Annotated in this window: 13 protein-coding genes; 10 read left to right on the forward strand and 3 right to left on the reverse strand. The window is 40.4% G+C overall.

From position 1 onward, the window contains the following. Positions 1-114 precede the first annotated feature (114 nt). The gene (locus tag SYNCC9902_RS12300; protein ID WP_156771025.1) at positions 115-876 is read left to right on the forward strand and encodes a hypothetical protein; all 762 of its coding nucleotides are present in this window, start codon (positions 115-117) and stop codon (positions 874-876) included. On the opposite strand, the gene SYNCC9902_RS00495 is transcribed toward SYNCC9902_RS12300, so the two are convergent. Further along, entirely contained in the window at positions 866-1,909 is a 1,044-nt protein-coding gene (locus SYNCC9902_RS00495) for a hypothetical protein (protein ID WP_156771026.1), read from the reverse strand. The genes SYNCC9902_RS12300 and SYNCC9902_RS00495 overlap by 11 nt on opposite strands. Before the next feature lie 27 nt (positions 1,910-1,936). On the opposite strand from SYNCC9902_RS00495, the gene SYNCC9902_RS11900 reads away from it, so the two are divergent. From SYNCC9902_RS11900 to SYNCC9902_RS12240, 5 genes are all read left to right on the forward strand, one after another. Beyond that, entirely contained in the window at positions 1,937-3,142 is a 1,206-nt protein-coding gene (locus tag SYNCC9902_RS11900; protein ID WP_011358951.1) for a glycosyltransferase, read from the forward strand. Between the two features lie 278 nt (positions 3,143-3,420). Next, positions 3,421-4,323, forward strand: a complete 903-nt coding sequence (locus SYNCC9902_RS11905; protein WP_071818424.1) for a hypothetical protein — start codon at positions 3,421-3,423, stop codon at positions 4,321-4,323. Then, entirely contained in the window at positions 4,323-5,528 is a 1,206-nt protein-coding gene (locus SYNCC9902_RS00500; RefSeq protein ID WP_011358953.1) for a glycosyltransferase, read from the forward strand. The genes SYNCC9902_RS11905 and SYNCC9902_RS00500 overlap by 1 nt, the downstream gene beginning before the upstream one ends. 157 nt (positions 5,529-5,685) lie before the next feature. Continuing rightward, on the forward strand, positions 5,686-7,719 hold the full coding sequence (locus SYNCC9902_RS00505) for a beta strand repeat-containing protein (protein ID WP_011358954.1): 2,034 nt from the start codon (positions 5,686-5,688) through the stop codon (positions 7,717-7,719). 27 nt (positions 7,720-7,746) lie between these two features. Next, positions 7,747-9,927 carry an O-linked N-acetylglucosamine transferase gene (locus tag SYNCC9902_RS12240; protein ID WP_011358955.1) on the forward strand — a complete coding sequence of 727 codons (2,181 nt, stop codon included), beginning with the start codon at positions 7,747-7,749 and terminating at the stop codon, positions 9,925-9,927. On the opposite strand, the gene SYNCC9902_RS00510 is transcribed toward SYNCC9902_RS12240, so the two are convergent. Next, positions 9,882-12,056 carry a hypothetical protein gene (locus SYNCC9902_RS00510; protein ID WP_011358956.1) on the reverse strand — a complete coding sequence of 725 codons (2,175 nt, stop codon included), beginning with the start codon at positions 12,054-12,056 and terminating at the stop codon, positions 9,882-9,884. The two genes, SYNCC9902_RS12240 and SYNCC9902_RS00510, sit on opposite strands and share 46 nt — an antisense overlap. Here SYNCC9902_RS00510 and SYNCC9902_RS12305 point away from each other — a divergent pair. Genes SYNCC9902_RS12305 through SYNCC9902_RS11915 form a run of 4 tightly spaced genes read left to right on the forward strand, consistent with a single transcriptional unit; the run spans position 12,055 to position 18,825 of the window. Beyond that, positions 12,055-13,794, forward strand: coding sequence for a tetratricopeptide repeat protein (locus tag SYNCC9902_RS12305; RefSeq protein WP_011358957.1), 1,740 nt, complete (start codon positions 12,055-12,057; stop codon positions 13,792-13,794). The genes SYNCC9902_RS00510 and SYNCC9902_RS12305 overlap by 2 nt on opposite strands. A 21-nt stretch (positions 13,795-13,815) precedes the next feature. After that, positions 13,816-14,556: a peptidylprolyl isomerase gene (locus tag SYNCC9902_RS00515; RefSeq protein WP_011358958.1), complete on the forward strand. Its 741-nt coding sequence runs from the start codon at positions 13,816-13,818 to the stop codon at positions 14,554-14,556. A gap of 2 nt (positions 14,557-14,558) precedes the next feature. Beyond that, positions 14,559-17,579: an ABC transporter transmembrane domain-containing protein gene (locus tag SYNCC9902_RS00520; RefSeq protein WP_011358959.1), complete on the forward strand. Its 3,021-nt coding sequence runs from the start codon at positions 14,559-14,561 to the stop codon at positions 17,577-17,579. Further along, the gene (locus tag SYNCC9902_RS11915) at positions 17,572-18,825 is read left to right on the forward strand and encodes an HlyD family efflux transporter periplasmic adaptor subunit (protein WP_011358960.1); all 1,254 of its coding nucleotides are present in this window, start codon (positions 17,572-17,574) and stop codon (positions 18,823-18,825) included. The genes SYNCC9902_RS00520 and SYNCC9902_RS11915 overlap by 8 nt, the downstream gene beginning before the upstream one ends. Here SYNCC9902_RS11915 and SYNCC9902_RS00530 read toward each other — a convergent pair. Further along, the gene (locus SYNCC9902_RS00530) at positions 18,809-19,951 is read right to left on the reverse strand and encodes a glycosyltransferase family 4 protein (protein ID WP_011358961.1); all 1,143 of its coding nucleotides are present in this window, start codon (positions 19,949-19,951) and stop codon (positions 18,809-18,811) included. The genes SYNCC9902_RS11915 and SYNCC9902_RS00530 overlap by 17 nt on opposite strands. Positions 19,952-19,958: the final 7 nt, after the last annotated feature.

A 19,958-nucleotide genomic window follows, 5' to 3' on the forward strand; every position in this document is an offset into this window, starting at 1 on the left:
TTGCTTCACTTGCTTCGACACAATGTAAGCAGTCAGCTCGAGTGTTGGAGTCAACCTTCTCAGATTTTACTTCGCAATAAGTCCCTCTTTCCTGTACTTGTTGAGTCTGGTCTCTTGCGATTACATCGTACTCCTAGTGCTTCTGCTCTTGCCGCAGAGCAATCCAGCAGGATCTTTAGGATTAGTGCTCTTAAAGAATATGGTGAATTTGGTGTCATACACCTCTCTGACGAGGAAGGTTTGGATGCACTTACTTGGTATCATCTATGTCCTCATGGCACATCTATATGGCGTAATTTTACCCACCACTACTTTTCTGCTTCTAGTTATATCCATTCCTTTCCTATCGGACCACGTGATATTTTTCTATCTTCCGAATCTCCCTTGTTAAATAGTTCACTTTCTTCTACTAGACCTTATCCATGGACTTTTATGGGTACTCTTTGGTCATCAGGTTCTAGATGTCTTGCAGCATCTTTGTTCTTGCGTGCTCTTCCAAATGGATTTTTTTTCTCAGCATCATCTTTTAGCTGCGGTTTACCTCTTGATAAGTACCGAGATTATCTCTCTCACAGCGTTTTTTCACTTTGTCCTGATGGTGATCGTCATTTTGACACATTTCGTCTTTGGGAAAGTTTATCAACCGGCACTATTCCTTTAGTTATAGATAATCGTCATTCTCTTTCACTTATTTTTCCAGATGGACATCCCATCCCGACTTTCTCGTCTTGGAAGGATGCACTTTTTTTTGCTTCTTCTTATCTTGCTCGTCCCACGGCTCTTAATGCTCTTCAGTTTTCTATCTCATCCTGGTGGACTTCATCTCAACATACCCTTAGTCGTTCCCTGTCGTCATCTTTTTCTTTTAAGAGTTAATCTTTAATATTTCGCTTAATTTATCTATTGGTTCTTTCCAGTCACCATATCTTACCTGCTTTATTACTCTACAGTTTTTTCTGTATGATGAATTTGTTGTTAGCAAAACTTCCCATCTTTCATCATGATACTTATTTAACATTAGATTTGTTTGTACATCCATTGTTGCGCTCAAGTGAGCCAAAGCTGTGTCTATTGTAATAATATTTTGCGACTTAGTTATTAAATCGTACATATCCTTGATGTCACCTATCATGGGATTATACGTTTTTATTCCTTGTTTGCTTAAGTACTCTTTTTCCCAGTCCTTCCAAGCACTAATGTCTAGTATTTCTTCCCCTTTTATTCCATTTCTAAGGCATTTTTTATAGATCTCTATTGCATAGCTGAATTCTATTGATCTGCACCACCCTGATAGTTTATCTCCTTCTCCTTTCGCTGTCCAGCAGCACATAAGATTGTATTTCTTCCTGTCTTTCATTTCTCTCTTTTTAATTATTGATTTCGCGTATGGCAGCTCTTGCCCAAGCGCTCCTAAGAGTAAGTGGCTCGGTACAGATCTTTCGTTATGTCTTATTTTCATTATTGATTTAATGTTTAATTCATTCTCTTCTGCAAAACGCCTTAGTTGTGCATATCTTTCTCTCTCTACTATATATACCCCATTGTGTCCCTCGCGAGAGAACCATGGCTTTATTGTTGATATAATCTCAAGGCAATCTCCTATTCCTCCCGTTATGTATACGCCTTTGCTTAGTGCATCTTTTTTGTAACGTTCCTTTTTTATTTCTGACAGCTTTAATATTTTCTCGTATGGGTTTATATTCCTCATTTTCCTTGCCATTCGAAATCTTAATCCATTAATTAATTCGCCTTCTAGATTCGTCAATTCGCTCGAATTTAATGCTTCCGAGACTCGTGTATAATCTCCTAAGCTCATTGACCAATGCAAATAGGTCTTTTCTTTTTTCACTATTTCCCTAACCATAACCCTTGCCATTTCAAGGTCATAGGTAAATAGGCTTGCAATCATTTTTTGATTCTTCACTTATTGCTTTCCATGCGAATTCTGCTCATACACCAAAACTTCCCCGGTCAGTTTAAGCATCTTGTTCCATATTTATCTTCTTTTGGCCATGATATTATGTGTATATGTTCTCATGATAGGCCTTTTGCACATTGGATTCAAGGTTGGCGTTATAAACCACCCGAACCTCCTAAGGAACCAATGCCTCTTAGTCAGCATCTTTGGTTCGAGAGTCTTCAGAGAGCTGCTTCTGTCGCTGACATCTGTCATAAATTAAATACTCAGGGATGGGTGCCCGATCGTATTCTTGCTCATTCAGGATGGGGCGAGACTTTAGGTATCGCTGAGACATGGCCAAACATACCCCAAATAGTTTGGCCGGAGTTATGGACCCTACCTCAGCACGGTGGGTATGGATTTGACCCTACTTTGCCTGAAGTGTCTTTTTCCCAAACTATTGAGCAACTCGGTCGTAACTTAATGACTCGTTTAGCTCTAAATCAAGCAGCTGCCTGGGTTATGCCTACTCATCACCAAGCTGATAGTCTTCCAGCTTGTTTTCAAGATTCACGTCTCAATATTATTCATGAAGGGATTAATACCTCAATCGCTTCTCCCAATAAAAATGTTTCTTTCTATGTCAGAGGTCGGCATGTAGATGCTTCAGTACCGTCAATTACTTTTGTTAATCGTAATTTAGAACGTTTACGAGGCTTTGATTTATTTATGCAATCCCTACCTGAATTACAGAGAAATTGGCCAGATTTGTGCGTCTTCATCGTTGGTGATAATGGACCTGGCTATGGGAACGGACATCCAAGTGGTAAGACACTGCGCGAAGTCATGATTAATGAATTAGCCTCTGAACTTGATTTTAACCGGATTTTCTTTTTAGGTAGAGTACCTTATAATCAACTCATTACATTATTTCAAATTTCCTGGGTACATGTTTATCTAAGTTACCCTTTTGTGCTCAGTTGGAGCTTATTAGAGGCTATGTCCTGTGGCTGTTCTATTGTTGCTAGTGAAGGTATGCCTGTTGAAGAGGTGATCACTGATAATGTGAACGGCTTGCTTACTTCTATGGATAATCCTAAATTATTATCTGCACGTATTTCTCAGCTCCTTAGTGATCCTGAGTCTCGCACACGTCTTAGTAAAGCAGCACGTATTTCTGCGCTCTCCTATGATACTTCAATCACACTTCCCAAGCTTTACAAACTTATTATCGATTTATGATTAAGTATTCTTATTTGTCTCAATTTCGTCACTTTGTTGTTCTTAGTCATTGGAAAAGATGGCTCCTTCCTTTTGTGTGTTCGCTCCCGTACTTTTTATCCTTAATTTGGCTCTGCTCACAGAATGAACTTTGGATTGCTCAAATAATGTTAGCGCCAATATTTATGTCTCTTTCATTAGCCTTCCTTACTTTTCTTCTCGCTCGCTTTGAGTTCCGTCGTTAGCCCTTTTGACATTTGAACCCTTCTGGTTTATTTTTGTCATACAGCTTTAATTCCATGGTTCCTACGTCTTCCTGGTCACTGTCGGTTATCAATTCATCTTCAAGAGATTCTTTAGTCAACTTTTGGTTGTTTGCGCCTGAGGATCAGTTAGAAACTTTGTGGAACTCTGGATATGGCGAAGCAACATCACAGTTAGTTCGAGATTTGTCCACTGATTTTGTTTTTACCTCTCATCAAATCGAAGTTCGAACTTCAATAGGTAACTTCTTTAACATCCATGGTCTTTCTCATTCACTTAGTCCACAACTTATGATTGCAAATTTCTTGCTGTCTCCACCTGGACTTTTAGAAATCAACAATGTTGACTCCTTCTTTGATACTTGGTTGGTTAGTGTATATCATAAACTTTATTCTTCAACATCCGCTGCGTCTTCCACTAACGACGATTCTATAGGTGTTATGTCACCTCCTTCCCTTGATACTTTGGACTTTGGTCCTTTTCCTAATTCGCTACACGATTTAGTTAACAATCGTATTCATCTAAACCGCCTTTTAGGACTAGCAAATCTTTATTACATTGATCCCGACGATAGAGAAATCTTTTCAGAGTTGTCGGAAATTCGCTCCGCACTCTCTCAACTTATCCTAAATACTAATGAATCAGATTTACAGCAACTTTGGGCTTCTGACTTTGGAGAACGCTATTGGGCATTAGTCCGTTCCGGTATTCAAGCAGAGTCTTTGTCTGAATCTGATCAACATCTTAAAAGCTCTGTCGTCGAACATTTGTCTCCAACAAATGGTGGTTTTGGATCACCTCGTTCAACTAATGCATTTTTAGTTGCAATGCTATTTTTCCTTCCCGGCTCAATGAAAGTTGATGATGCTCAGTCTAAGATACCTTCCTGGCTGTATTCTAATTATTCTCAAATTTTTGCAAGTACGCAGCCTGGATAGTGCGCATACTCGTTTCTCACGTTAATTATCCAGCTCAATTTCGCCGGCTTATTTTTCACTGGTCACAATCTGGTCATGATGTAGTTTTTATTGCTCGTCAATCTGAATGGCATTCCCCTTCGCCGAAAGGATTCCGCGTTTATTTTTATGAGAATACCAGAAGTTCCAATACGATATCCTTACATCCTTACTTGAATAGATTTGAGTCCGCTATTCTTGAAGGCCAGTCTGTCTTTAGAATTGCACGTCAGCTTCGCGATAGCAATTGGATTCCTGATATTGTAATTTCTCATTTAGGTTTTGGTAATGGTCTTTTTTTAAGTGATTGTTTCCCGCATGCAAGGCGCATTGGTTACGCGGAATGGTTTTATAATTCTTACAATTCTGATGTTGACTTCTTATCCTCTGAGGTTGTTTCTGATGATCATAGGCTAAAACTTCGTTGTTGGAATTCGGAGATACTTTTAGAAATGTCTACGCTTGATTACTTGATTGTTCCCACCTGTTGGCAAAAATCTCAGTTTCCTTCAATTTATCATAATCAAATTTCCGTTATAAATGATGGTTTGAATTTGCCTTTGCTTTCAAATATTAAACATGCTAATTCTGTGGATTTTAATTTCCTTCCAAATGATCCTAATTTGGAAGTCTTGACCTTCGTTAGTCGTTGTTTTGAGGAGTACAGGGGCTTTCCTCAAGCCATCAGAACTATTTCTGCGTTGCAGAAGTTGAGACCTAATTTACATGTCATTATCGTTGGAGAAGACGGAGCAGCATATGGTCATCCCAGGTCTGATGGTGTCCCATGGTCTGTATGGGCTATTAAAACTTTGAACTTAGATCCTTTAAGAACCCACTGGCTTGGTCTTGTGCAAGAAAATGTTTATTTACAAGTGTTATCAGTGAGCGACGTTCACTTTTACCTTACTGTTCCTTTCATTCTCAGTTGGAGTCTACTTGAGTCAATGGCGGTAGGTTGCTCCATTGTGGCAAGTTCTACACCTCCAGTTATGGAGTTTTTAGAGGACGGGCTATCTGCACTTCTTGTCGATTTCTTCGATGTGGACGCTCAAGTTCAAGCTATTAATACGCTGCTTTCAAATCGAAAACTCGCATCCCGCTATGCTGATGCTGCTATGAACCGTGCCGAAGCACTATCCTTCGACAAGGCGACCGAATCGTGGGATACCCTGTTGAACGCTTGACTTGTTCCAGTTCCGATATCAGCATAAATCGGCACAACCCCCTATCCTGCAACCTTTCTTTCTGCTATAAGTTGTCTGCAGGGCTTTCTCTGCGCACACCGCCCCCTTGGTGGGTGCGGTAGTGAGGAACATCCACACCCACCACTCTCTTCCCTTAATGGCTGACTACAACGTAATCCTTGGAACTAGTACTGCCGATTCAGTTCTAGTAGGAAATACAACCGGTAATGATTCTCTCGCGTTACTCGCTGGTAACGACATTGTTACCGGTTCAGGCTTGAATGACGTCATCGATTTCGGTGCTGGTAACGATCTACTAACTAAGCCTGGTGATTACACTGCCGCAACCGTTTTGGGCGGCACGGGTAATGACTCCATCTTTACAGGAAGCAAAGTTTCGACATCTCTTTTAGATGGTGGAGGAAACAATGACTCCATTACTCTCGCTAAGAGTGCTACTTACACTTCCGTCACTATTAGTGGTGGTCTGTCTAACGACACTATCAGTCTGAACGGTTCGTCGAGTCTTGTCTCTTCGTCTGTTTACGGCGGATCTTCATCAGTTTCTTCTACTGACTCTCAGGACAGCATTGCTCTTGGAAGCCTCAGTGCAAGTTACATCCAGGGTAATGCTGGTTCAGATACCATCTCAGTTGCTGGAACTGTTTCTGACTCATCTGACGTAAAAGGTGGTCGCGGTTCTGACAGTATCTCCATCACCAAATCTGTATCTGCTTCAAATGTCACTGGTGGTCTTAATTCTGACACCATCAATTTAGTTGCAACCGCAGCTTCAGGTACCTCAGTTTATGGCGGTAGTCTACGAGACACTTCATCTGATTCTGCCGATAACATCCGTTTAGCTGGCGGTACAGCCGGGGCTTTCGTCCAAGGTAATGGCGGGAATGACACTCTCGATCTCGTTCTAACTACAGCTAACGAGTCAACTGTCAAAGGTGGTAAAGGTAACGATTACATCACTGCTGGTGGAATTGTTTCTCAATCAATCATCTCTGGTGACTTGGGTAACGACACCATCACCGTTCTGAGCGCTTCAAGCCAATCTTCAATCTATGGAGGTAATCTTCGCGATACTTCCACTGATGGTTCCGACTCCATCTTATTTTCAGGTGGTGCTACCCAGGGATACATCCAAGCCAATGCTGGCGCTGACACCATCGTCGTCTCAGTAGCTTCTAAGCAGTCAACCATTCTTGGTGGTGGTGGTGCTGACTCCATCGTTGTCACAGGTGGTACTCAGTACACTGTTAACTCCAATAAAGGTGCTGACACACTTAACTGGGCTGCTGCAACTGATAACTCATCATTCAATACTGGTGAAGACAACGACTACATCATTGGTACCGCAGCACTGACTTCAGGTTCTGTGTTTGGTGGTGCTGGTAATGACAGTCTTGGCATTACTACAAACGCTGGTAAGTATTACGGTGACGCTGGTAATGACAGCTTCACTGTTGTTATGTCTTCCACTTCATCAACTGTTTACGGTGGTTCTTCTGCTGGTGACACCGCCGCTGGCAACGACACACTTTCACTTACAAGCATGGCCGCTGGTCGTGTAGATATGGGTGGCGGCGCTAACAGAATGATTGCAGCTGGTGCAATCTCTGCTGGCACGATTGTTTCTGGAGCGGGTACCGATACCTTCTCTACTACCAGCGATATCTCCGCTGCTCGTCTTAATACTGGTGCTGGCAACGACAGCCTTAACTTCGGCGGTATGGTTTCTGCCACTACCATCATTAGTGCTGGTGCTGGTAACGACACCCTGACCTTCTCTAATGTTGTCTCTAGCGCCTCCATCGTTGGTGGTGCTGGCAACGACTCGTTGGCCTTCACAATGGGCGCTTCGATGCAGGGCTTTGTTGGAGCAGGTAGTCAAATGTTGGCTAACCAGTACTTCTACGAAGGTGGTTCTGATACCTTGTTCTTCAAGGGCACAACGACGCACACTGGCTTGTTGTTGAACATCAACGTTGCCACTGGCTCCTTCGATAGTCTCTCAGCAACTGCTGTAAGCGGTGGTCAGAACATCATCGGTTCGACAACCTCTGGCGGTACGACTACATCCACTACACTCGCTTATGTACTGGGTGCCACCAATACCGCCAACATCACTTCTGGATTTGTCAACCAGTCTGTGATTGATGGCGTCACCGCTATCGGCTGATCAGTCAAGGTTCATTACAAATAACCGGTGGGAGAGAAGCTTAGCTTCTCTCCTTTTTTTATGTACGAAATTCTTTTTGATTGGCCCGACCGTCTTATTAACTATGAGTACAAGGACAGTTTATATATCGCAGCTCGTCACTTGCGTCTTCAACAATTCTTAGAAGCTGAATCTATATTGTTGGCAAGACTCTCTCTTGATTTCGACAACCAGGATATCCATTTTTTGCTTTCATATTTATATTTACGACTATCTCGCTACGAGTCTTTTTTATATTCACTTTCTGAATTGAAGAGGCTTGATAAACCCGACGGAGCTTATTATTGTTTTATGTACTCTCAGTATCTTTTGCAGATAGGTGATATCTCTAAATTAGGTGAAAATCTTTCTTGGTTAATTTTAAGATCTAGTCAATTTTGGCCACTGCAGCTCATCGAAATTTCATATTATCTTAAAATTAATGATTTATCGAATGCTTATAAATTAGTATGCTCTTTATCGCAGCATCCCGCAACAGTTCTTGAATCGGTTCGTCTCAAAAGTAGTATCTTGGTCTTGAATGGCCAGTTTAATGATGCACTAGCTCTTCTATCAAATGCATCACTTCGTTTCCCCTCACATCTTCCTCTTCGAATTCAACTCCTGGATTGTGCTGTACTAGGCCGCTCTCAATTACATACTCTTCCTATATTAAATCAACTTCTGCAAGATTTTTCCTTAACGAAGGAGTCTCTTGCATCTGTTAGTCAGGTTCGTCTTATCCAGAATAGATCTGCAGAGTCACGCCAACTAATCCTCAAAAATCGTGTATGGAATACAATTACCCCTAATACTGAATATTATTCAACGAATCTCTATAATTGCTACGATCGCCTGGGTTTAGGTGACTGGCTGCTTCATAGCCCATTCTTTACTGATCCTTCTTCTTTTACGCAAATACTTGCTGTTAAAGAGAATTTGTGTATGTCAGCAGCAAGTCTTGAACACTATGATTATTCGTCTTCGGTCTCATCTGTTATGCAGGAATATTCTAATCGAATCGAGGCTTCTCCTATTAATAAATCTCCAGATTTTGTCAAAGTTAAATCGGTTTGCCGTATTCAAGAACCATTAACTATATTATGGCTTAGTTCTGATTTTTCGTATCACCCAGTTGGTAGATTTCTTTATGGATATTTTAGTGCACTCTCCTCCCCGATCCATAAGCATATTATTGTTGATTTAAATGATCATGGTGTTGAGTCTACTCGTTATTTGTTCGAGCCACTTACTTCTGTTGAATCTATATGTATACCTCGTTTAGATTTGCCTGATCGTGTTTCAGATATTCGAAATTTAAATGCTGATATTGCAGTTGATTTGTCCGGTTGGACATCGGGACACTTTATGCCGGGCTTCCTTTCCAATTTATCTCCTATCCAGGTTACCTACTTAGGTTATTTTGCATCTACTTTTAATCCATCAATTGATTATTGGTTAGGGGATTCCCAACTTTTTCCGGATACTATGCAGGAATCCCACACCGAATCAATCTGGCGTCTTGGTCGTTGTTTCTTGGCTTGGCAGCCGCCTTCTGCTTTGGTTGAATCATCTTTAGATGTGCCATCATCTCCATTTACTTCATCCACTGGCATTCGTTTCGGCAGTTTCAACCACCATCGTAAGTTATCAAATGAAACTCTCCAATTATGGGGAAAAATTATAAATTCAGTACCAGGATCCTCCTTAGTCTTAAAAATGGGTGAATCTGATGATCCAGGAACCTTTACTTTGTTATCAAAACGTATGCGTCGTGCTGGTCTTGACCCTGAGCGTATCACTTGGATTCCACGACCACGCGATACTGTTCAGCATCTAAATCAATACTCTTTGGTTGATGTTGCTCTAGATTGTTTCCCTAATGGTGGTTGTACCACAACTTGTGAGGCTTTATGGATGGGAGTACCAGTCATCACTTCTACTGGGAACTCGTACGTGAGCCGTATGAGTTCCGCTGTTCTACATGGTGCAAATCTCCCCAACTGGTGCTTGTCCTCAAAATCCCAGTATTTTGACTTTGCTGTTCTTCAAGCCGAAAATTTAAGCTGGTTACGTGCCAATCGGCATTATTGGAGACAGAAGCTGATTAACAGTCCACTTGGTAATGCTTCAGATCTCATGACTCATATCGAATTAGCCTTTTCAAAAATGGTCAAGGCTTCTAGATAAGCCTCCTCAAGTTGTTTTGATAGTCTTTTCTGGTTTGTTAGATCTGTTTTACTAAGTTTGGCTTTTAGTTGAATCCTTTTTTTCTCATCTCTTTTACCCTCTTTTCTTAATTTTACGCTTATATTTATATATTCTGTTTCGTTATTCCCAATCCACTCTTCACAACGTCCGTATTTTAAAATACTCGAACTTAGTCTTCCAACCATCCCTTCACCTTTCAAAGTTATTACCGGAACTCCCATCTCCAGTGCTTCACATGTGGTGGTTGCACCTCCATAAGGTATAGGATCTAGTGCTACATCTATTTCGTTATACTTTTCTTGATGCTTTATTTTGTCTGTTATATAAGGCATTAGTATAACTCTTTTTTTTGATATTCCATTTTTATTTAGCAAATTTATGATTCTTTCTTGTTCTTCTGTTTCACTGAAACTTATGCTTTTTAGTGCAATCTCAGATTCTGGATTTTCTTTCATCACCTTCGCGAATAGCCTGATTGTTTCGTATGTTAGTTTTCTCGAGTGATTGAAGCATCCAAATCTAAATTTCCTATTTAATGGCGTGTTTTTGATTACCGCCTCTGTCTTTAGTTCCATTGCCATATATCCATCTCTTATTTTGTATAGCTTGTGCACATCTCTTTGTGTCTTGTTTAACGATTCAAAAAGTATATCGTCACCTATCCAACCATCGATAGATTTTAGATACGTAGGTGCAAAATAGCCTAAATAACTCAATTGAATTTTTCCTGGTTTCTCTATTAATATCCCTAATCTGTTTTCTGCAGTGTATCCTCCTAATTCAATTAAAACATCTATTCCATGATTTGCAATTTTCCTTGCTGCTTCTTGGTCTGATAAATTGTTGACATCTATCCATCCATTGCACATTTCTTTTATTTCTCTATTATTTGCATCTTTTCTTGAACCACAGTCTATACCAATTACTTTTACTCTTTTTCTATCATGTTCTTTTATTATTGGTTTTATGAATCTTCCTACAGGATGATCGCAGAAATCTGCTGACATATATCCTACATTTATCCTTTCTTTATCTTTATCCTCTATCCTGTCACCCCACAAGGGTCCTATTCTCTTTTTGATTTTTATACTTTCCCAATCTTCTGCCATACACTTGAGTTTTTCGCTGTCAATTATTTGATACCCTTCTCCTATAAACTGTAAGTTATACAAATTTTGCTCCGATATCTTTTTTTCTCCTTCTATTTCTTCTCGCATTACTTTAATTGCTAACTCTGGGTTCCCTGTTTCTGCTAAACATTGACTCATTGCATGTCTTAGATTGTCATTAGATGGATTAATCGACAATCCTTTCTTTGATATCTGTAATGCTTCTATATTTCGCTTTAACTTTCTTTTGCAAGCGCACCAATTTAGCCAGTATATTGGTTGAAGTGGATCAATTCTGCATAATTCTGCATAGTCTATTGCTGCTTCGTATATTTTTTCTTCTTTTAGTTTTAAATATGCTATTGCTCCCTTTATTGCTAATTCCTCCTTTAGATTACATTCCGTTTTTTCTACTTCCTTATTTGCCTCCTTAAATCTTCCTTTCTCGCTTAGTATTGTAATTATATTTGCGGTTGGTCTTGGGTCCTTGTTATTTATTTCTTTTGCTGTTCTAAAACTAACTAATGCTTCATCTATTTCACCATTGCTGTTATAGGCTCTACCTAGTTCAATCCATGTATTTGCTTTTGCATCCTTTTGTGATGTGAGTTCTTTTAGTAATTCTATTGCTTCAACTTTTTTCTCCATTGCTTGGTATAGCCTTGCCTTAGCTTCTGTTAACCTGATATCATTGCTATATATCTCTGAAGTCTCTATTAGCCATTTATTTGCTTCTTTCAAACTATTAATTTCTATTGCTGCATTTACTGCATTTAAGCAGATATTAGGTGTTATCTCGACTCTTCCCCACCATGTCTTATACAACTTCATCGCTTCTTTTATTCTCCCTTGACTTCTTAGTAATGCCCCAAGATTTGCTATATCTTCCTCCTGAGCTCTCTCTTCTATAAGTTCCAAATAAATTTTTTCTGCCTTTATTAATTCGTTTTTCCTATGGTGCGTCCATCCCCTCTCTCTCTTTTGAATTCTATCTTCCATGACCTTTTCTAATTTTCAAAATTCTAAGACCAATGTGCGCCCTTTGATCTTTGAAGCCGAAAAAACTACAGATCCTGAACGTTTAGTTTCTTTGTTATCTCAGGTCTCTCTTAAATCAGAGCCAGTATACCGTTTTGTAGAAGCCCTTTTACTTTGGAAGCTGAATTATCTTGACGAATTATGTAATCTTTTGTCAACACTCCCTACATCCTTCCACTCAGATCCTCAGTACTGGATTTTTCTTGGTATGTACGAAAATGCGCAATCTAAAGGTTCTTCTAGATCTCTCTTTGCATATCAGAAAGCACTTTTACTTTCCCCTGGTAGAGCAGATATACATTTCAACTTAGCTAACTCATATTCGAGCTTTGAATCTTCTAAAGCACTTCATCACTATCTAGTTAGTTTGTCTATTGATTCACTTCAGAGCAATGTTTGGCATAATCTTGGTAATCTTCTTCGTGACGCTAAGTTCTTTTCTTGTTCGCTTACAGCTTTCAAGAATGCTCACTTCCTTTCCCCCTATGATGTAGATATTCTTTGTAATTTTGCGCTTTCACTTATTTTGAATGGTTCCTATAAGTCTGCTGAACTCACGTTAGTGCATTGCCTTACCCTTAATCCAAATCACTTTCAAAGTCATTTAAATCTTGGCTTTTTGTTTATTAAGCTTCGTCGCATTAATGAAGCAATTATAAATCTTCAAGAAGCTCTTCGCTTAGAGGGTTGTTCTCTTTGTGCTGATTTAAAATTTAATTTATCGCTATGTCATCTTCTTCTTTGTAATTATGTTATCGGTTGGGATCTTTATGAGAATCGTTTATATACCTCCATGGTGCCTTTATCATTACACCCAAGTCATGGACCGTTGATTGAATCACTAGATCAACTGTCAACTAATTCTTCTCCACCACTTCTTATTTGGTCCGAACAAGGCCTCGGTGATTGTATCCAGTTTTGTAGATACCTTTTGCTACTTGATGCGTTGTTTATTGATTATGACTTCTTGTGCCCACTTCCTTTAATAGCACTTATCAAAAACTGGCTTAACCCCAAAGGTAATGTTCTTGAGTTGGAAACATTCATGTTTTCATCTGATCGTTTACATTGCCCTCTTCTTTCTCTGCCTAGTCTCTTTTCTACAACACTTGATTCTATACCTTCCACATTGCCTTATTTCAGTACGCCTAAGAACATCCCTGGCCATTTAATTGCAGGAGATTCATTAGGGGGCTTGTCTGTTGGTATCGTCTGGTCAACAAGTCCTTCGAATCCAATTATGTATAAGAATAAAAGCATTCCGCTTAAACTTCTTATGCCACATTTAGTTAAGTTGATGGATCTTGATCTTGTTAATTTGCATACTCTTCAGGTTGGTCCCGATGCGTCACAGGTTAATCCATGGCTTCATCACCCCCGTCTGATAGATTGGTCCTCTAAACTTTCAAATTTCTCTGACACAGCGTTTGTGATTAGTCAATTCGATCTCGTCATATCAGTTGATACAGCTGTTGCTCACCTTTCAGCTGCTCTTAATATACCTACTTGGTGTTTGCTTTCTCATGACGCTGATTTTCGTTGGCTTATCGATCGATCTGATTCTCCTTGGTATCCAGGTGTTATGAGATTATTTCGTCAAGACACCCTTGATGATTGGTCTAGTGTTGTTAAATCTGTTAATACTGTTTTTGATGATTTATTCTTGCTTGATATTAGTTCTGTTTCCTCATCTATTTGATACCTTCTTGTCTTGACTTTTATGCATTCCAATCAAGTACATTTGTTTTCTGACGGTATTGATTCTGCCATTGAGTGTCAGAATCTTGTCCGCCGTATGCAAATTTTTCCCAAGCTTGTTCGGTTTCAGCAAGAAGAGTTAATTGCTTCGCAAATGAATATTGGTAGAGACTTTCTTGATCAAGAGCGACAAAAACGCCTTAACAACTTGTCCTTAGATGATTTCTTGCGAAGTAGTCATCTGAAGGAAGATGACCTGGATATTTGTTTCGCGCGGGAAGAGGCCTTGCTTCGTTTTGCCGAGAAACAGTTCGGTCCAGGTCTTGAGGAAGTCTTTCTGTCTTCCAAGGGCGCTCACGATCAAGTTATTTATTCCATTTTGAGGGTACGTGATGCCGGCTTGGCTCAGGAACTTTGGATCCGTCTCGAAGAGAATGAAGGCCCTTTTACGGAACTTGCCGCCTCTTTTGGTGAGGGTCCTGAGGCTTCGCATAAAGGTTTAATGGGTCCTACTGCCATGGGCAGTATTTATCCACAAGAGCTTGCTCAATTGCTTAGATCTTTACGTCCTGGTGAGATTCATCCGCCTCGTCAACTTGGTGAGTGGCTAATCCTTATTCGGTTAGAAGTGCTTACCCCTGCTAGATTCGACAAACAAATGCGTACATTTTTACTTCATAAGCAACTCGACACCTTTTTAGATGCCAGGGTAAAGCGTATTATGTCCGGTGAGACTGTCGACGAGCTCAATTTCGATTTTTAGTTATGTCTAGTACCTCAGAAACACTCTCCGCTCTTCTTTCGCGCTTTTCTGCCTTCCAAGATATTGATGATGCAGACTTACAGTGGTTAGCAACTCATTCTAAGCCCTTTCATTGCAGTGTTGGTCAAGCTCTTTTATTCAGTGATCGCTTGCCAGAATATTGTTATTGCATCCTTGAGGGGCGTGGACGTGTTCTACATCATGATCCTGCTTTACGTCGTCCCGTTACTCTTGCCTATGCACAACCTGGCGATCTTATCGGGTGGGCAGGTTTAGTTCGACGCAGCCCTTGTGAATGGATAACAGCCGCTATGCCACTTAAGCTTGTCGGTTTTCCTGCTGATATTTTTTATCAACTAGAGCTGCGTAGTGAACCTTTCAGAAATTGGTTAGATACTAATAATTCTCCTGCAGAGTTGATGACTGTCCTGTCTCATTCTCTCCGTTCGAGACCTTTGGCAGAACCTAACGAACGAGAGGTTTTACGTAGACTTCTTCCTTCTATGAAGTTGCATCCTGCAAGATCTTTGCGCTCCATAGCAGATTTTTCTGCTGAAGATACCTTATTACTGTGGAACTCAAAGCCACCCGGTTTCACCGTTCCTGTCGGACAACCTATAGATTCCGAAATATTAGATTCTATCCCTTCTGGTTTTCCTCTTCGTTTAATATCAGTTGATAAATCTTGTTGGTCACGTGAACTCTACCCTCCTTTAAAAGCTCCTCCTGATTCCGATATATCCCCCGCTAGTGACTTGTGGGGTAATGATCGTTATTCTGAGCTGCTGGTTCCAGACCCTCAAGGTAGCAAAGAATCACTTCCTGAAATAAACGCTACTCCATTATCAAATAAAAGTTCAAAATTCTTCTGGCGCGGACGCCAAATACCAGTTGTTACTGGTGTTGGTCCTATTGAGCAGACCATGGCATGTCTCGAGATGTTGTCTTTATTTCACAATGTTCCCTTCCGTCGGGATGTCATTGAGCGTGCTTGTAAGGGTTCCTTGAAAGGTGATAAGCCATCACTGGAGCTTACTGGTGATCTCTCTACCGTAATGGGTTTTGTCGGGACGATTAGTGATATTCCCACTGCTCAACTTCCTCGTCTTTCTTTTCCATGTTTTGCATTGCTTGATAAGCAATTAATTATGATTCATGATATCTCTCGTGATATCGTCCAAGCTGTAATTCCTGAGTATGGCCGTGTTGTTTTTCCATTAATTGAGTTATTGGAAAATAATCCTGGAGTTAGAGTATTGTCTTTGTCTCCAGGTCGCGATTCACAGCAAAAAAAGCTTACTTTCAAATGGTTTGTCCCTCAACTTAAGAAGTACCGTCGCAGTTTGCTTGAGGTATTAGCAGCTTCTCTTGTTTTACAACTCCTCAATCTTGCTCAGCCTCTTGTTATGCAACAGATTTTCGACAAAGTAATTGTTCAGCAGAATCTTGATACTCTTTATACTTTAGGCTTTGTTTTACTTGGCGTAAGTCTTTTCCAAGGCCTCATTGGTGCTGTGCGTACTTATCTTTTTGCTGACACTACTAATCGCATAGATATAGCACTTGGTGCTCAAGTTATACAGCATTTACTTCGTTTGCCATTGCGATATTTCGATAAGCGTCCTGTTGGTGAGTTGCAGACCCGTATTGCAGAATTAGGTAATATTCGCGGTTTCCTAACTGGTAGTTTGCTAACACTTGCCTTGGATTCAGTTTTTTCTGTTATCTATATTGCCGTAATGATCGTGTACTCCGGAGTTTTAACTGCTGTAACTCTAGGTGTTGTTCCTTTATTTCTTGGCCTCACCATTGTTGCTTCGCCCATTATTCGTGGTCAACTTAGAAAAGCAGCAGAAAAAAATGCTGTTACTCAAAGTTATCTCATCGAGTCCTTGAATGGTGTTCAGACCATTAAAGCTCAGAATGCAGAGAATAACGTTAGATGGCAGTGGCAACGACGGTATTCCGGTTATATGAGTGAATCCTTTCGAACTTTAATGATCGGTGTCTCCACTGGCACAATCGGAAGTTTTCTTAATCAGTTGACTGGTCTTCTTACATTGTGGGTTGGTGCCTATCTTGTCATTAAGGGTCAATTAACTATTGGTCAGTTAATTGCTTTCCGCATTATTTCCGGATACGTTGTTGGACCTCTTCTCAATCTCGCTACAAGTTGGCAAAGTTTCCAGGGAGTCGCACTTTCCATGGAGCGCTTGAGCGATGTTATTGATACTGAATCTGAGGGTGGCGAAGTTGACTTGGATTTACTTCCACTACCTCCTGTTGCTGGTGAAGTGGTTTTTCAAGACGTGGACTTTAGGTTTAATGATCTCGCACCATTAGTTATTAATCGGGTATCTTTCTCCGTAACTGCTGGCTCTTTTGTCGGAATCGTTGGTCGAAGTGGTAGTGGTAAAAGTACGATCATGAAATTATTACCCCGCTTATATGAAACTGTTAGTGGTAGAATTTTAATAGATGGTTATGATATCTCGAAACTTCAGCTTGGTTCTATTCGTCGACAGATTGGAATTGTTCCTCAGGAAAGTCTATTATTTGAGGGATCTATTCGTGACAACATAGCACTCACTACGCCTGAGGCGACTCCTGAAGAGATTGTTGCAGCTGCCAAAATTGCATGTGCACATGACTTCATTATGGAACAGCCTGATGGGTATGCTTCTCGTGTAGGTGAACGAGGCGCTGGCTTATCTGGAGGTCAAAGACAACGCATTGCTATCGCCCGTGCAGTCTTACAAGCTCCCTCTTTACTAATACTTGATGAAGCCACAAGTGCTCTTGATTATTTAACCGAACGTCAGGTTTGCGTTAACCTTAAAAGGCATTTTGAAGGTTCTACTGTTTTCTTTATCACTCATCGTCTTTCTACCATTCGCTCATCAGATGTTATTATTATGCTCGAATCGGGTCGTTTAGTTGAGCGTGGTACTCATGATGAGTTAATTAAGATGGAAGGTCGTTATTTCGCGCTTTATTCACAACAGGAGTCTGATCTTGACTGATAAAAAGTTACCGTCTGCTGATTCAAATAAGTTCAAAGTTTGGGAAGGTAGTTCTGTTTTTGTTTCGCAGGGTCGTCACTGGTCATCCGCATTTATCTGGCTATCTGCCGGTTTGTTAGGTGTAACTGTGATTTTTGCCTTCAGTTCAAAGATTGACCAAACTGTTAGCGTTCGCGGTAAACTATCTCCATCAGGAAGTGTTCAGGATATTGAATCTCCTTCTAGTGGCGTAGTACTTGATGTTTTTGCATCTGATGGTGACTTTGTTGAAGCTGGTGACATATTACTAACTGTAGAATCCAAGTCTCTATCTAGTCGTCTATCAGAGATTAATGAAAAAATTCAGCTTCTCTCTCTTGAAATTTCTGGCCTCAAGGACATTATAGAAAGCGGTGGAAAACCAAGTCTCTTTAAACCTTTGCCTCCTCTTCCGACAGGTATAGATGATGCACAGTTGGTTTCTCGAATGCTTACTGCACGTAATCAGGTCAATCAGATAAGGTCTGAACTCATTAAGGTTGATATTCGTCTTCAAAGTAAGAGTTCTTCACTCAACTACCAAACACAAATTACTAACGATTTGAAGCCTTTGTATGACAATGGTGCTATGGCCCGTAACGCTTATTTAGATCAAATAAATCGCCTTCAGGAAAATAAAGCAGAGTTTTCTACTCTGGTTACTGAACGTTCGCGCATAGTTGGATCTGTATCTTCCCGTGTCAATTCACTTAATCAGCAGCTTTTGTCTTTGCGCACCCAATTAACCTCTGTTAATGAACAAATTGGCTATCGCAATGTTAAGGCTCCTGTCTCTGGTAGGGTTTTTAACTTGATGGCTTCCCCTTATTCCGTTGTTTCCAGTTCGGAGAAACTACTCACAATTGTTCCTTCTAATAATCTTCAAGCTCTAGTTGAAATTCCCAACTCTGATATTGGTTTTATAAAAGTCGGTCAAGCTGTTAGTGTGTCGGTCGACTCTTTCCCTTCCGGTGAGTTTGGTTATATCCGTGGTTCACTCATCAGTATTGGTTCTGATGCTCTACCTCCTGATCAAGATTCACCTCAGCGCTATTTTCCAGGAACTGTTAAATTAGTACAGCAGTCTGTTGTTTCTGGTGATACTAGTCTCAACTTACAAAGTGGTATGAGTATTACTGCCAATATCAAGCTTAGGTCAAGACCAACTATTTCTATTTTGACTGACATCTTTACTCGTCAATTGGATGGTGTTAAGCGTTTTCGATAGCCTTTATGTAGATTTTTTCTGTCTGGTCTGCAGTTTTTTCCCAGTTGAAATCTGACAATATCCTTTTTTTTAGATTTTGTGATCTTTTATTGTTTCGACCAGCCGCCCAAGCGTCTAACACTGCTTCTTTAATACTTTCTGGATTACCAGGGTCGGCTAGCCACGCATCGTCCTTGAGATATTCGAGTTCATGACCAAATGTACTCCCTACAATTGGGGTTCCATTTATACCCGCCTCCAAACTTACCAAGCCACATGTATCCATCCAACTTGGTAAACAATGTACTCTTGCCGCAGCATATCCTGATGCCAAGACTTCTTGTGGCATATGCTTGATTAGCGTCAATTTATCTCCTGCAATTTGTTTGCACAACTTTGCATATGACGGCCAATGTTCATCTTTTCCTACTAGTACAATTGGGATGTCACAGTCTTTTAGTGCCCAGCAAAGCATCGCTTGATTCTTTCCTGGCTCTACTCTTCCAGCTTGTATTATAAAATCTCCTTTAATCCCTGTGTATTTTCTGAATATGCCTGGGTCAGCATCCATAAATTTTTGTGGATTAACTCCGTAATGCGCTACTCCATAATTTTTCCCTCTCCAATTTAGATCACTTTGTATTGCTTTCAATTCTAGCCAACTGTTTGGTAAGATTCCATTGCATGTTTGCAGTAGCTTACCTGCTTCCTTTATCCACTCTAAATTCATTGACCCGTTTCCCATCGAGTCAATAGTTCCTTCTGGTAGGTGTACTTTCAGTTCTCTATTACTAAGTAGCTTCAGCTTCTCGCTGATACTATTTTCACCGTTGTTTATTGCCTCTTGTAACAACATTGTTGTTGCCCTGCTCCCCCATAATGCTCTTCCAATTGAAATCCATATTGGTGATACTATTGCCGGAATTCCAGACTGTTGACATACTGATATTTGTTGTTTGAACGAATTAAATACTCTGCAATTGAAGATGTGTACGACATCCGCTCCTCTTATGTCGGGCCTATCACTATTTTGTATGCTTACTTCCCAACCTCTTGCTGCGAGTACTCTACCCGTCTCCTGTATTTGAATACTATCGCCCCCTCCCCACTCTGATGCAGTTCCATGGTTTACTAAGACGACTTTCATACTTTAA

The sequence above is a fragment of the Synechococcus sp. CC9902 genome (genome assembly GCF_000012505.1).
Taxonomy (GTDB): Bacteria; Cyanobacteriota; Cyanobacteriia; order PCC-6307; family Cyanobiaceae; genus Parasynechococcus.

Bases quoted from the DNA above. Each gene is read 5' to 3' on its own strand.
- SYNCC9902_RS00495 (WP_156771026.1), bottom strand. From the start codon at position 1,909: ATGATTGCAAGCCTATTTACCTATGACCTTGAAATGGCAAGGGTTATG.
- SYNCC9902_RS11900 (WP_011358951.1), top strand. From the start codon at position 1,937: ATGCGAATTCTGCTCATACACCAAAACTTCCCCGGTCAGTTTAAGCAT.
- SYNCC9902_RS11905 (WP_071818424.1), top strand. From the start codon at position 3,421: ATGGTTCCTACGTCTTCCTGGTCACTGTCGGTTATCAATTCATCTTCA.
- SYNCC9902_RS00505 (WP_011358954.1), top strand. From the start codon at position 5,686: ATGGCTGACTACAACGTAATCCTTGGAACTAGTACTGCCGATTCAGTT.
- SYNCC9902_RS12305 (WP_011358957.1), top strand. From the start codon at position 12,055: ATGACCTTTTCTAATTTTCAAAATTCTAAGACCAATGTGCGCCCTTTG.
- SYNCC9902_RS00510 (WP_011358956.1), bottom strand. From the start codon at position 12,056: ATGGAAGATAGAATTCAAAAGAGAGAGAGGGGATGGACGCACCATAGG.
- SYNCC9902_RS00515 (WP_011358958.1), top strand. From the start codon at position 13,816: ATGCATTCCAATCAAGTACATTTGTTTTCTGACGGTATTGATTCTGCC.
- SYNCC9902_RS00520 (WP_011358959.1), top strand. From the start codon at position 14,559: ATGTCTAGTACCTCAGAAACACTCTCCGCTCTTCTTTCGCGCTTTTCT.
- SYNCC9902_RS00530 (WP_011358961.1), bottom strand. From the start codon at position 19,951: ATGAAAGTCGTCTTAGTAAACCATGGAACTGCATCAGAGTGGGGAGGG.